The organism is Gemmatimonadota bacterium (assembly GCA_022560615.1).
In the GTDB taxonomy this organism is placed as follows: domain Bacteria; phylum Gemmatimonadota; class Gemmatimonadetes; order Longimicrobiales; family Gaopeijiaceae; genus UBA1138.
Window position 1 is genome coordinate 39,746 of the sequence record JADFSR010000006.1, and the last position, 13,571, is coordinate 53,316.

Sequence of the window (13,571 nt, forward strand, 5' to 3'; positions counted from 1 at the left end):
TCGGTGATAACCTGCTCGGCGTGTCACTTCGCTCAAAGGATGCATGATGCTCAATCGGATGAATCCGGCGTCGACCACGTTCGGGCCGGCGAAGCGCGGACCCATCACCTGGCTCACCGCCAGCGTACTGCTCGCTGCCGCGAGTCCATCGCACGCCTCCGCCCAAATCGACCTCGCGGCGCTGCAGGACGAGGCTGTCGAGTGGGTACAGCAGTACATCCGTATCAACACCGTCAACCCGCCCGGGAACGAGACCCGCGGCGCCGAGTTCTTCGCGGAGATCTTCGAGGCCGAAGGCATCGAGTACGAGATGGTCGAATCGGCTCCGGGCCGTGGCAACATCTGGGCGCGCATCGAAGGCGGGGACGAGCCTGGGCTCCTGCTGCTGCACCACATGGACGTCGTGCCGGCCGATGAACGGTTCTGGACCACCGATCCGCTCTCGGGCGAGTTGCGCGACGGATACATCTACGGACGAGGGGCACTCGATACGAAGACGAGCGGGATTCTGCATCTCGCGACCTTCCTGGCGCTGCACCGCACAGGGACACCGCTCAATCGCGACGTCGTCTTCATGGCTACGGCCGACGAAGAGGCAGGTGGTTTTTTCGGAGCCGGCTGGCTGGTGGAGAACCGACGCGAGCTTTTCGAAAACATCGGCTTCCTTCTCACCGAAGGGGGCGGTGGGTCCGTTGTGGAAGGGAAGACTCAGTTCGGACTTGAAGTCACGCAGAAGGTGCCGTACTGGCTGCGGCTCACCGCGACGGGCGAGCCAGGACACGGTTCGAGGCCGCTGGTGTCGTATGCGTCCCTGGAGATGGTCGAGGCGTTAGACCGCTTGCGCCGCTACGAGTTCGAGGCGCGGGTGATCCCGGCGGTCGACCGCCACTTCAAGGGCATGGCCGAGCGCCACCCGGAGCCGTGGCGGAGTCACTTCCAGGATCTGGCGTCGGCGATCCGGGAACCCGGCGTTCTCCTCGAGCTGCAGGAGTATGCGCCTGGCCTCCATACGCTCGTGCGCAACACCTGCTCGATTACGCGGTTCGGTGGCAGTGAGAAGATCAACGTGGTATCGCCGGAGGTCTGGGCAGAGATCGACTGCCGGCTGCTTCCGGATCAAGATCCGGAGCCGTGGCTCGCTGAAGTGCAGGAAGTACTCGGGCCTGAAATCGAGATCGAAGTCCTGATGGGCTTCACCCCCGCTGTGTCGTCGATCGATACAGACCTGTACCGGACCGTGCGGGAGGTCACGCTCGAGACGTTTCCGGAAGCGAGTTTCGTCCCCCAGGTTCTGGGCGGCTTTACCGACAGCCACTTCTTCCGTGACCTCGGCATCGTGAGCTACGGGTACAGCGCGACCGCGACGCCAGTCGAGGACCAAGGGGGGGTGCACGGAAACGACGAGCGTGTGACCGAGGAGAACGTGCGCCGGGGCGTGGAAATGACACTGAGGATTCTGGAACGCTTCGCGGCGATGCGACCGATCATGGAGGAGGAGTGATGGCTGAATATGTGAAGGACGTCTGGTCGACCGAGGCCCGTGAGATCATGCCGGGATTCCGTGGGCACTTCGTGCATTCCGAGCACACTACGCATGTCTACTGGGATGCGGACGAGGGCGCGAGCGTGCCCGACCACAGCCATCCGCACGAGCAGATCGTCAGCATGCTCGAGGGCACGATCGAGCTCGTGGTGGACGGAACGAAGCATGTGTTGAGCGCAGGGGATGTGCTCGTGATCGAAGGCGGGCAGGTACACGGCGGCATCGCACGCACCGCGTGCAAGATTCTGGACGTCTTCTCACCCGTGCGTGAGGAGTACCGATGAGGGTCCGCCTGCGATGCGGCGGGCTAGCGCTGACGCTATCGGTATTGATGGCTGTGGCCGCTGGCGCGCAGGAGCCGCCGCCACCGGGCGAGGCGCGCGGCGCCTCGCTGCACGAGGTCGAACGCTGGCCCCCGGTCGCGACGTTCTCGATCGTCGGCTTCGATCCCGAGACCGGTGAGGTCGGCGGGGCTGTCCAGTCACGCGTCTTCTCGGTGGGCAACGGCGTGCTTTGGGCCGAAGCCAACGTGGGAGTCGTCGCCACGCAGGCGATCGTCGACGTGAGCTATGGGCCTCAGGGTCTCGAGCTACTACGGCAGGGGCTTTCGGCTCAGGAGGTCGTGCAGACAATTCTCGAGAACGATCCGGACCCCCGCCCGGACCGGTGGACGAAGCTGGGCCGACAGTTCTCCGTGATCGACGCTGAGGGCAACGTGGCGACGCACACCGGTCCGCAGGCGTCGGAGTGGGCCGGTCACCGGATCGGCACGCACGTCTCGGCTCAAGGCAACATCCTGGCGGGTCCGGACGTCGTGAACGACATGGTGGAGGCGTTCGAGGCGACCGAGGGTCACCTCTCCTTCAAGCTGATGGCTGCGCTGGAGGCGGGTCAGGCCGCGGGAGGTGATAGGCGGGGCATGCAGTCCGCGGCGATGATCATCGTGGGGGAAGACGGCGGCGTCTGGCTCAACAACGACGTCGTACTGCGTCTCCAGGTCGACGATGCGGAGAATCCGGTCGCGGAGCTACGCCGACTGGTCGAGATCGCCGGTCGTCAGCGGGAGAGAATTCGAGGCCTTCTGGGCCCCGGCCTCTCACCGGAGCCCTTTCGTGGTCGCGACTTGCCGGGCAAGGCCCGCGAGCTCACCTCGTCAGCAGTGCAGCTCGTAGGCAGCCTGCAGGTCGGCTGCGATGTCTTCCGGCTGGCGTCCCTCGATCTGGTGGCGTTCCATGAAGTACGCGAGCTCGCCGTCCTTGAAGAGCGCGATCGACGGGGACGAAGGTGGGTAGCCGGTGATGTAGTCCCGCGTTCGGTCCGTGGCCTCCATGTCCTGACCGGCAAACACCGTCGTCAGGACTTCGGGCTTCTTCTCTCCCTGCAGCGACATGTAAACTGCGGGGCGCATCATCGCTGCGGCGCAACCGCACACGGAATTCACCGCGACGAGGGTAGTGCGCTTCTCTTTGCCGAGGATCGAGTCTACCTCCTCTGGCGTCCGCATCTCCGCGAACCCGACACGAACGAGATCGTCGCGCATCGGGGCGATCATCATCTCTGGATAGGGCATCCTTGCTCTCCTGTGCTTCCACCGGGGGGTCGACCGGATTCTTTCATACCTGGGGGACAGAAGGTTACCCCAACCTGAAGCAGTGTTCCACGGGGGTTGTTCGGGAGGGGTCGTGTTGCAGGCCGCTTCCCGTCCGGCGACCTTTTCTTCATGTGCACGAGTACCGAGATCGTCTGCCTCACGGTCAACGGCGACCGCCGCGAAGTAGGCGTGCCGACGCACTTTACGCTCCTGGAGACCCTCAGATACGCGATGGGCCTCACGGGCTCGAAGCAGGGATGCGACAAAGGCGACTGCGGCGCGTGCACGGTCATTCTGGACGGAGAGGCGACGCTGTCTTGCATCACTCCCGTGTGGGAGGCCGAGGGGCGTGAGGTCACGACTGTAGAGGGCTTGGCCTCCGCCGAAGCCCCGCACCCGCTACAGGACGCTTTCGACCTGAACGGTGCCGCCCAGTGCGGCTTCTGCACCCCTGGAATCCTGTGCTCCGCCGCCGTGCTCCTCGACCGGTCACCTAGCCCCACACGGGAGGAGATCAAGGAGGCCTTGGCTGGAAATCTCTGTCGCTGCACGGGGTATACCAAGATCTATGACGCCGTGGAGGCCGCTGCCGCCGTGCTCCGGAATGGGTCAGGCGTCGCGGATCCCGTGGGATGAGTATGAACGGCCGTAAGACCAAGTCCGACTTGCGGTTAATCGGCACACCGATGCGCAAGGTGGAAGGTCTGGACATGTCCACTGGCCGGGCGCTCTACACCGACGATCTCGTCTTCCCGGGCATGCTGCACGGCAAGATCCTGCGGAGCCCGCACCCTCACGCGCGCATCGTGTCGATCGACACCACCGCGGCCGAGGCGCTGGACGGAGTGCACGGGGTGATCACGGGGCAGGACATGCCGACCAAGTATGGCATCATCCCCTGGACGCCCGACGAGTACCCGCTGTGCGTAGACCGAGTCCGATACGTCGGAGACGGCGTGGCGGCGGTCGCGGCGGTCGATGAGGATACCGCGCTTGGCGCGCTCGAGCTCATTGAGGTCGAGTACGAGGAGCTGCCGCCCTTCCTCGATCCGTACGAGGCGCTCGAGGCGGATGGCTCGACGCCGTACGTGCACGATGCGAAGAAGGAAGGCTGGAACGGCAACATCACCAAGAAGGTCCACCTGGAATTCGGTGAGGTCGACCAGTTGATGGACGGCTCCGACGTCGTCGTGGAGGGTGAGTACTTCTTCGAGGGGACGACCCACACGCCCATCGAGCCACACTGCGCGATCGGGCTGTGGCAAGCGGGCGGTGGCTTCGAGGGGCCGGCCGGCGAGTCTTCCGGCAAGCTCACCGTTTGGTCCGCGACCCAGGTGCCGCACTACTTGCACCGAGAGCTCGCCCGGGTCCTCGGAGTCGACCAGGCTCACGTCCGCGTGCTCCAGCCCCTCGTGGGCGGGGCATTCGGCGGGAAGAGCGAGCCGTTCGATCTCGAGTTCTGCGTCGCCAAGCTGTCGATGGTCACGGGCCGCCCGGTGAAGATCCTGTACACCCGGGAAGAGGTCTTCTACGCGCACCGCGGAAGGCACCCCTTCCACATGAAGTACCGCACCGGTGCCACCGCGGACGGCAAGCTGACGTCGGTCGACGCGACGATCGTGCTCGACGGAGGCGCGTACGCGTCGTTCGGCCTCATCACGACCTACTACGCGGGCCAGTTGCTGTGCGCGCCCTATAAGATGCAGGCGTACCGATTCGATTCGACTCGCGTGTATACCAACAAGCCCGCCTGCGGCCCCAAGCGCGGGCATGGCTCGGTGCAGCCACGCTTCGCCTTCGAGGTGCAGATCGACAAATTGTCACAAAAGGTCGGCCTCGACCCGATCGAGTTTCGCCGGCGCAACTTCATCGGCTCCAATACGCGCACCATCAACGAGCTGCGCGTGACGTCGAACGGCTTCCTGGAATGCCTCGAGTCGGTGGAGCGCGCGAGCGGCTGGAAGGACCGCTTTCGCAAGCTGCCCTTCGGCCGTGGCCTCGGCGTCGCAGGGTCGACGTACATCACGGGCACGAACTATCCGATCTACCCGAACGAGATGCCGCAGTCCGGCGTGCAGATGCAAGTCGACCGTTCAGGGCGCGTCGCGGTGTTCAGCGGCGCGAGCGAGATCGGCCAGGGCTGCGACTCCATGGTGGCGTACATCGCAGCGGAGGAGTTGGGCGTGCCCCTCGACTACGTGCGTGTCCTGCGCGGTGACACGGATTTCACGCCGGTCGACTTGGGTGCCTATTCCAGCCGCGTGACGTTCATGGTCGGCAACGCCGCGATCGATGCTGCGCGCAAGCTGCGTGGCATGGTGCAGGAAGCCGTCGCGGAAGAGTGGAACGTGAAACCCGGTGAGGTGCTGCTCGCGGGCGGCCTCGCGCTATGGGCGCCCGACACCGAACGACAGATGCACGTCAAGGAGGCGTTCAACCTCGCCGAAGCCAAGTTCGGGACGCTCGGCTCAACGGGTTGGTACAACACCCCCAAGGACGTTCACGGCGACTACCGTGGCGGGACGATCGGGGCGTCGCCCGCCTTCTCGTTCACCGCGCACGTCGCCGAAGTCGAGGTCGACGTCGAGACAGGCATCGTCGAGGTGAAGAAGATATGGGTCGCGCACGACTGCGGCCGGGCGCTCAATCCGGTTCTGGTCGAGGGACAGATGGAGGGTTCCGCGTACATGGGGTTCGGCGAGGCGCTCATGGAAGAGCACGTCTTCAAGGACGCCGAGCACGGTAGAGCCGGGCTCCACGATGGACCGTCCTTGCTCGACTACCGGATTCCGACGAGCCTCGACACTCCGGAGTTCGAGTCGCTGATCGTCGAATCGATCGATCCGGAGGGTCCGTACGGCGCCAAGGAGGCGGGCGAGGGTCCGCTGCACCCGTCGATCCCGGCGATCGCCAACGCGATCTACGACGCCGTGGGCGTGCGCATGGATCGGCTGCCCTTCTCACCGCCCAACGTGTGGCGCGAAGTCGAGGCGGCCCGCGAGGCGGGTACGCTGTGCAAGCCGGCCGTGCCCGTGATGCCTGGCGTTCCGTTCGCGCCTGCTCCTGAGCCGGTGCCGGGGGACTGATGCGAGGGACGATTGGCGCGATGATCAAGTATCGTGCGTTGCTCGGGCCGGTGGTGTTCGTGGCGATCTTCTTCGTTGCGGTTCGTTGGTCACCGTTCGAACCGCACCGCCCGCCGGTGGTGGCTGCGCCAGGTGAGCAGACGACCGTGACCGCTGCACCTACGTGGGCCGACGAGGACTGGGCGATTTTCGAGTCCAAGATCCGGTGGGCGCTCGAACAGCGACTCGACACGCTCCCGCTGGGCAGTGCCATGGCGGAGATGGGTCGTTCGTTCGTGGGTGCCGCATACGTGCCGGGCACGCTCGAGGTCGAGGGACCTGAACGGCTCGTCATCAACTTCCGGGGTCTCGACTGCGTGACATTCGTGGAGAACACGTGGGCGCTCTCCAGCTTCGTCCGCGTGATCGGTGGGGCGCTCGGGCTCGATGCGGTGAGGACCCTTGCCGATCGCGCGCTCACCGAGCAGCGGTACGAGTCGCTGCTGAGGAGCGTGCGGTACCGGGACGGCCACATCGACGGATACCCGAGTCGTCTGCACTACTTCACCGACTGGGTGGGCGACAATGCGAAGCGTGGGCTCGTGCGCGACATCAGTCGGGAGTTGGGCGGCACGCTCGACACCGAGCCGATCGACTTCATGACCGCGCACGTAGACGCCTATCGGCAGCTCGCGGACCCGTCGTTCGTAGTGCTGCTGAAGCAGACCGAGCAGCGACTCACCGACGGCGGACGGTACTTCGTGCCCCAGGACCGCATCGAGGAAGTGGCGGAGAGGATCCAGGACGGGGACATCATCGCCGCGACGAGCACCGTGCGCGGTCTCGATGTGGCGCATACGGGGCTCGCGCTCTGGGTCGACGGCACGCTTCACATGCTGCACGCTCCGCTCGTAGGGGAAGAGGTACAGATCAGCGCGCTGTCGCTCGCGGATCGCATCCGGCGCATCGGCGGGCAGGACGGAATCATCGTGGCTCGTCCGCGGACCGACCCCGAGACCATTGGGGGAATGGAGCTATGAGGTGCTGAGGCTGCCACCATTCCGCTATCACCGACCAGACAGCGTCGCGCGGGCGGTCGAAGTCATGGGGGAACATGCCGGTGAGGCGATGTACGTGGCCGGTGGCACCGACCTGATTCCGAACATGAAGCACCGTCTCTTCGAGCCGGCCCATCTCGTCGCGCTCAAGCGAATCGAGGAGCTGGGTGGCATCCGTGTCGATGACGGACAGCTGCGCATCGGGGCCGCTGAGACGCTCTCGAGCGTTGCGACGAACCCAGACGTGCTCACCCGATTCCCGGCGCTCGCCGACGCCGCCGGGCATGTGGCCGGACCGCAACTGCGGAACTCGGGCACCATCGGCGGGAACCTGTGCCTCGAGACCCGCTGCACGTACTACAACCAGACCGCGTTCTGGAGAGAGGCGCTCGGGTACTGTCTCAAGAAGGACGGTACGGTTTGCCACGTGACGAAGGTCGGGAACAAGTGCGTCGCCGCTCATTCGGCGGACACACCGCCCGTGCTGATGACTCTCGACGCCGTGGCAACGCTCGTCGGACCGGAGGGTCAACGGGAAGTACCAATCCGCGACTTCTTCGTCGCCGATGGCATCGTCAACTCATGTCGGGCGCCGGTAGAGATCGTGACCGAGGTGCGCATTCCTCTCGCCTCGGCCGAGCGTAAGCAGGCGTACGCCAAGTTGCGGCAGCGGAAGTCGATCGACTTCCCGCTGCTGACGATAGCGATTGCCGCTGACCTCGAAGGAGATGGCACCGTGCGGTCGATCGAAGGCGTGGTCACCGCACTCGGTGCGCGACCGCGCGTGCTCTCGGGCTGGGGGGACGTGGCTGTGGGGCGTGCGCTGGACGCCGATGTGATCGACGAGCTCGCTCAACTTGCGCACAAGCAGTGTCATCCGCTGGAGAACATGACCGTGGATCCTGAGTGGCGGCGCGCGATGGTGCCGGTCTACGTCCGTCGCGCGCTGGAGAAGCTGAGCACCGCGTGATGCGCCCGCAGTCAGGCAGCTGGTAGCGGCCGAGGCAGGTGCCGCTGACGCAGGTACGGACGAAACCTGCGCTGCCGGGATAGGCGGACACAGGGACGTGGAGTCCCGGTGAGTACCGGAGAGGGGGGCGGGGAACGGCTCCTCTCTCTGCGGTGACGAGGGCGCGCGGTCACCGTCCACGGCTTCTGCAGGAAGGGAAGCGTCTTCTCGATCTCGGGGCCCGTGTACCCGCTCTCACACAGGAACCGGACGTCTTTGCCCTAGTCGCGCAGCGCGTCGTGCAGGACCACCCACCCATCTCCGCGACGTCCGCTGGTGGCAGGTGCTTCCGTTCGTTCGCCCACTTCCGTCTGTATGCGTGCCACAGGGCGCTCTTGAGTGGTGATAACCCAGCCGACTTCTCCAACGTCCGTCGATGTAGACCCTCAAGGCGGGGGACCCAGCCAGGCTTCATGAGCAGCTTCCGGCAGCCATACGTATACTCGCTACCGCCATATACGTATGCTGTTGCGCCCTTCTCTGGACCTCGCTCGACTTTTCCCTTCACCCGAGGCCAGTACGGAGGACTGGCCACCGGGAGCACGCCGAAGTGCTCGACGAAATCCAGGAACTGAGAGTTCCAGCGCACGGTGCCGGTGCTCACGTCCTGCTGATCGACGGCCTGCTTCATGTTGTCGACCAAGAGCTCGGCGGGCATGCCCAGAGCCTCAAAGGCCCGGCTCACGCAGCCCAGGAGCACCGGCAGACGGGTCGAAGTGGTGAAGCGAGCATACATCATCCGGCTGTAGCCCAAGACCATGACGAAGGCGTAGAGCTTCCGTCGCTCGCCATCCACGATGATCGTGCCGCACTCGCCCCAATCGATCTGGGCCTGCTGGCCCGGAAGCGTCTCGAAGCGCTCGGTGACGCGGCGCACGAACTCGGCCTTCAGCGGGCTCACGAAGTCTCGCAAAATCGTCAGACCGCCCTCGTAGCCCCGCGTGCGCAACTCCCGCAGGAGCGTCGTGGAAGGTAGGTCGAATTTCTCGAGCCGCGCCCGGATGTAGTCCCGGAACGGATCGAGCTTCGAGGGCCGTTCCTTGCGCGGCTTCGGGTAGGGCTCGACCCAGTCCAAGTGGTTGTAGACCGTCTGGCGGCTGATCCCGAGCCAGTCGGCGATCTTCGTCTTCTGCATGCCCTGGCGGGCGAGATATTTGATCTGCATCGCTGTCTCCCGTAGCATCATCGGTGTGGAAGCCCTCCAGCGTGTTGGGGTCAATCCTTTCCAACGGGCCGCCCCAAACTACTGCGCCGGCGGGCTTCTGCTTTTACCCTGCGTTCGAAGGTTCCGGGGCCTTTTCCTCGCGCCTGCGGCGCTCGGGGCCCACGGCTCCATCGGCTAGGGGAGGAGTGTCAAATTCTTAACCGTTGGGTTTGTACAAGATCAAACCGGTGATGAGAGTAGCGCCGGCATCGTGCTGAGCGACTTCAACAACGTCGCCGAGCATAGCGAGCTCTGGCATATCGCCATGGGCCATGACTCCATGACGCCTGGGTCGTGTCCGACGACCGGCAGGGTCCGGCGTTGACTCTGAGCGACTCCGGTCCGCCGGATGACAGCCGGACCGAGCGGGTCGACTGGATTTTGGTCGGAGGTCCGATTGGGTCCCGCTCTGTCGAGACGGTCCTGCACTGCGACCGAGGCCGCTCCCCGTCCGATCATAACCCGGTGGCGGCGCGCCTCGAGATCCGCTAGCGGCGTGTCCTCGACGATCCGCTAGCAGTCCAGCTCACGACCGCTTTACGTCCACCAGTCCCCGGCGCCGCTTCAAGACCTGACGTGGCATGAGGTAGCGCTGCTCCGGGGGGACGGCAGGCGGCTGGTTCCGGTGTCGCTCGGCGGTCGGTTCGGTCGGCTCGGGGAGCGGCCACGTCACCACTCGCAGCTCGGGCGGCGGGTTGACCTCGGTGGGCACAAGAAACAAGCCACGTCGACGGGCCCATCGACCCAGGCCCGGGCTGCTCGTCCAGCGCACCAAAGGAGCGGCCAGAAGCAACCCCACGAATATCGGGCTCAGCCAGAGGAAGAAGGCCGGGCTGAAATAGAGAGTCACGGCGGCCCAAGCCAGCCCGACGCCCGTGATTCCCACCGTCTTGTGTGCAGCCTCTCGCCAACTGACGGCACGGTCCCCCCGAGTCTGGGGGTCCCACCGGATGTCATGACCGATCAGGACACTGACAACGAAGCGGGTGTGATACATCATCAAGAGTGGTGCGACCACCACGGAAAAGCCGATTTCCAGCACGCCACTCAGGAGCAGCCGGCCGACTCCACCGAACGACCGCCGGTGGCGGATCACGGCCAGAAACATCCCCAGGAACTTGGGAAGCAAGAGCATGACGCCCGTCACGGCGAGGAACGAGATGGTGGGGCGGGCTCGTGGGGGTGCCCAGTCGGCGAAGAGGGCCGAGCCGACACCGATGAGCGAACTGCTGATTTCTGGAAGCACGACGTACACCGTGCTGCCGATCAAGATGAGTAGCCAGAGCAGGGACGCAACGTAGCCCATGGCCCCGAGCAGGAAGTGCAGCCGGTTCATGGAGTGCAGGCCGTAGGCCGGCATCAGTCGGAGATGCTGGAGACTCCCCTGGCTCCAACGCCGATCACGCTTGGCGTAGTCCAGCAGGTTGCCGGGCACCTCCTCATAGCTGCCGTCCAAAGTGGGCAAGAGATAGACCTGCCAGCCAGCCCGACGAAGGAGCGCTGCCTCCACGAAATCGTGGCTGAGGATGTCACCCCCGAACGGGGGACGACCGGGCAACACGGGAAGGCCACAATTGTCGGTGAAGGCCCGTATTCGCACGATGGCATTGTGGCCCCAGTAGTTGGCTGAGTCGGTCTGCCAGAAGCTCTGACCCGTCGCCAGCATCGTGCTATACAGCCGGGCGGCGAACTGCACCAAACGGCCGAAGAGCGTGACCTCTTGCCCAGGTATGGGAACGGTCTGAATGAGCCCGGCGGCCGGATTCGCCTCCATCTTCTGAACGAGCTCGACGAGCGTGGCCCCGCTCATGATGCTATCTGCATCCAACACGACCATAAAGTCGTAACGCCCGCCCCACCGTTGGCAGAAGTCGGCTATGTTTCCGGCCTTACGACCGGTGTTGGCAAGCCGACGACGGTAGTAGAGCTGGGGGGGATGGTCCCCCTTCTCGCGCAGCGTCCTCCAGGCCGTCTCCTCCGCCAGGGCAATGGAGGGGTCGGTGGTATCGCTGAGCAGATAGACATCGAAGCGATCACCGTGACCCGTGCGCGCCAGCGACTGAATGGTGGCGGTCAAGCCGCTCATGATCCGGGCCGGGTCTTCGTTACAGACGGGCATGACCACGGCTGTGCGCCCCCTTAGAGGAGCATATGCCACGACCCTGTCCGCGACCCGATCGAGTGACAGGGGATCCCGCCGGAGGAGTTGAAGAACGAATCCGATGATGCCGTTCCAGAACGAGATGGCGATCCATCCAAAAGTCCCGGCGAACGGCAGGAGGATCGCGATCTCGAGAGCGCTGATGCCGTTCGACCGCACGATGTCGAGCATCACCAGCACGCCGGTCACGGTCGTGCCGACAACCAGACCCAAGAACAACCAGCGGCGCAGCCGCTTGAGAGGCAGATAGATGGTGTGGTCCCGTGGGACCGGTCCAGGTGACACGATTCCGTCAGCCGACATCGTCGGGATACCAGACGTACGACCACGTTTCCGTCAGGCGCTCGCCTTCCGTCTCGAGGAACAGCCGCATGTCGGACGGGCGATTCCCATCGGGCACCAGCTCGAAGGTCGCGCGCCAACCACGGCGGTCAGGGAGCGGTTGTACGACCAGATTGGACACGCTCCCCGCGGTGGTCTCCAGGACGGCCTCGGGCTTGCCCAACCCCATAGGAGACAGGGCATCCTCCACCACGAAGTCCACGACAAACCGCCGCTGGGTCCGTGGCGGCGGATCCGTCTCCCCAGGCAGAGCCACCCACCCGATACGCGTGCGCTCCACCTGGGCAAGCGTTTGCGAGTCGAGCCTGCGGTCGAGGGTGACGAGCCGGTAGCGGTAGACCCTCTCCTCGCCGGCCCGAAACGGCTGATCGGGCGCCCAGTAGGCCACGATGTTGTCTTTGAACTCCGAATCGGTCGGAATCTCCACCAGCTCGACCCCCCCGCGGCCCCAATCGCCGTCTCCCAACGCCACCCATTCGCTGGGGCGCCGATGATACTGGGCCTCAAGGTCGAGGTAGCTCCCGAAGTCGCGGTCGCGTTGAAGGAGGCCGAACCCCCTTGGGCCATCGTCGCGAAGCGAGGTGACCCGGAGGGCCAGCCCGTTGCTGAGCGGGCGCCAGATCCACTCGTCACCGCCCGTATGCATCATGAGGCCGTCCGAGTCGTGAACCTGGGGGCGGAAGTCGTCGAAGCGCCGTGCCCCGTTGGGGCCGTACAGGAACATGCTGGTCAGCGGAGCCACTCCGAGCTTGGCCACGTCCCGACGAGCGAACAGTCTGGCTTCCACCTCCAGAGCCGTCTGGAAGCCCGGCTCTAGCTCGAAGCGATAGGCGCCCGTCACCGACGGGCCCTCGAGCAGCGCAAAAAAAGTCAGCGAGCGAGCCTCCGGAGTCGGCTGGACGAGCCAGAACTCTCGGAATGCCGGAAATTCCTCCCCACTGGGCTGAGCGACATCTACGGCCAGGCCTCGAGACGAGAGGCCGTGAACGTGATCGGAGCCTAGGAGACGGAAGTAAGAGGCCCCGAGAAACACGACGATCTCTTCGCGATAGTCGGGCCCCTTCACGGGGTAGTAGACCCTGAATCCGGCATAGCCCAGCTGGGGCCCCGCTGCCTCGGCAGCCCCCGCCGCGATGCTGTCGTATCGGTAGAGGCTACGGTCGAAGGGAAGCGTGACCACGTTTCCGTCCTTCAGTACGTGGATGCGGACCGGCTCCTGGTAGAGAAAGCCTGGATGAAGAAGCTGCACCGCGAAACGGGCGTCGTCTTGCCAAAGGGAGGCCTCGGGACGGAAGTTGATTACCCGATACTGCTCGTAGCTCAAGCTTGCCAGGGCCTTCGGTAGGAACCCTCCCTGCGGCAGGTGCCCCGTCAGGGCCGAGCTGCGAGCGCGGTCGACGACATGCTCGAACAGCGTCTCTGTGGTCACCCGCTGGGGTACGGGGGGAGATGGCTCCAGAGTAAACCAGTGGGGTGGGGCTACGGCCGCATCGCCTGCCAGCTCTTCGGCGGACGGGGTGGAAGCCGCCTCACTTCGGCAGCTGACGGTGAGGGGAAGCGTGACGGCGAGAAGAACGAGCGAGCGACGAACCGCCATG

Annotated in this window: 11 protein-coding genes; 7 read left to right on the top strand and 4 right to left on the bottom strand. The window is 65.0% G+C overall.

The features are described from left to right. The first annotated feature begins 58 nt into the window (after window positions 1-58). Both IIB36_05525 and IIB36_05530 read left to right on the top strand, forming a co-directional pair. On the top strand, window positions 59-1,501 hold the full coding sequence (locus IIB36_05525) for a M20/M25/M40 family metallo-hydrolase (GenBank protein MCH7531211.1): 1,443 nt from the start codon (window positions 59-61) through the stop codon (window positions 1,499-1,501). Then, the gene (locus IIB36_05530) at window positions 1,501-1,827 is read left to right on the top strand and encodes a cupin domain-containing protein (GenBank protein ID MCH7531212.1); all 327 of its coding nucleotides are present in this window, start codon (window positions 1,501-1,503) and stop codon (window positions 1,825-1,827) included. The genes IIB36_05525 and IIB36_05530 overlap by 1 nt, the downstream gene beginning before the upstream one ends. Window positions 1,828-2,696: 869 nt before the next feature. On the opposite strand, the gene IIB36_05535 is transcribed toward IIB36_05530, so the two are convergent. Next, window positions 2,697-3,113 carry a BrxA/BrxB family bacilliredoxin gene (locus IIB36_05535; protein MCH7531213.1) on the bottom strand — a complete coding sequence of 139 codons (417 nt, stop codon included), beginning with the start codon at window positions 3,111-3,113 and terminating at the stop codon, window positions 2,697-2,699. A gap of 150 nt (window positions 3,114-3,263) precedes the next feature. On the opposite strand from IIB36_05535, the gene IIB36_05540 reads away from it, so the two are divergent. The 4 genes from IIB36_05540 to IIB36_05555 are packed head-to-tail and all read left to right on the top strand — an operon-like array spanning window position 3,264 to window position 8,227. Continuing rightward, complete coding sequence (locus tag IIB36_05540) at window positions 3,264-3,770, top strand: (2Fe-2S)-binding protein (protein ID MCH7531214.1); 507 nt, start codon at window positions 3,264-3,266, stop codon at window positions 3,768-3,770. Between the two features lie 2 nt (window positions 3,771-3,772). Beyond that, the gene (locus tag IIB36_05545; protein MCH7531215.1) at window positions 3,773-6,220 is read left to right on the top strand and encodes a molybdopterin-dependent oxidoreductase; all 2,448 of its coding nucleotides are present in this window, start codon (window positions 3,773-3,775) and stop codon (window positions 6,218-6,220) included. 20 nt (window positions 6,221-6,240) lie between these two features. Then, complete coding sequence (locus IIB36_05550; protein ID MCH7531216.1) at window positions 6,241-7,239, top strand: DUF1460 domain-containing protein; 999 nt, start codon at window positions 6,241-6,243, stop codon at window positions 7,237-7,239. Window position 7,240: 1 nt separating this feature from the next. Continuing rightward, window positions 7,241-8,227, top strand: coding sequence for an FAD binding domain-containing protein (locus tag IIB36_05555; GenBank protein ID MCH7531217.1), 987 nt, complete (start codon window positions 7,241-7,243; stop codon window positions 8,225-8,227). Between the two features lie 169 nt (window positions 8,228-8,396). On the opposite strand, the gene IIB36_05560 is transcribed toward IIB36_05555, so the two are convergent. Beyond that, a complete protein-coding gene (locus IIB36_05560) occupies window positions 8,397-9,431 on the bottom strand; it encodes an IS21 family transposase (GenBank protein ID MCH7531218.1) in 1,035 nt (344 codons plus the stop codon). Window positions 9,432-9,764: 333 nt separating this feature from the next. Here IIB36_05560 and IIB36_05565 point away from each other — a divergent pair, with 333 nt between their 5' ends. Then, a complete protein-coding gene (locus IIB36_05565; GenBank protein MCH7531219.1) occupies window positions 9,765-9,962 on the top strand; it encodes a hypothetical protein in 198 nt (65 codons plus the stop codon). A 34-nt stretch (window positions 9,963-9,996) separates the two neighbouring features. Here the strand turns inward: IIB36_05565 and mdoH are convergent, their stop codons facing one another. Both mdoH and IIB36_05575 read right to left on the bottom strand, forming a co-directional pair. Continuing rightward, window positions 9,997-11,934, bottom strand: coding sequence for a glucans biosynthesis glucosyltransferase MdoH (mdoH, locus tag IIB36_05570; GenBank protein ID MCH7531220.1), 1,938 nt, complete (start codon window positions 11,932-11,934; stop codon window positions 9,997-9,999). Further along, complete coding sequence (locus tag IIB36_05575) at window positions 11,924-13,570, bottom strand: glucan biosynthesis protein (GenBank protein MCH7531221.1); 1,647 nt, start codon at window positions 13,568-13,570, stop codon at window positions 11,924-11,926. The genes mdoH and IIB36_05575 overlap by 11 nt, the downstream gene beginning before the upstream one ends. Between the last annotated feature and the right edge of the window lies 1 nt (window position 13,571).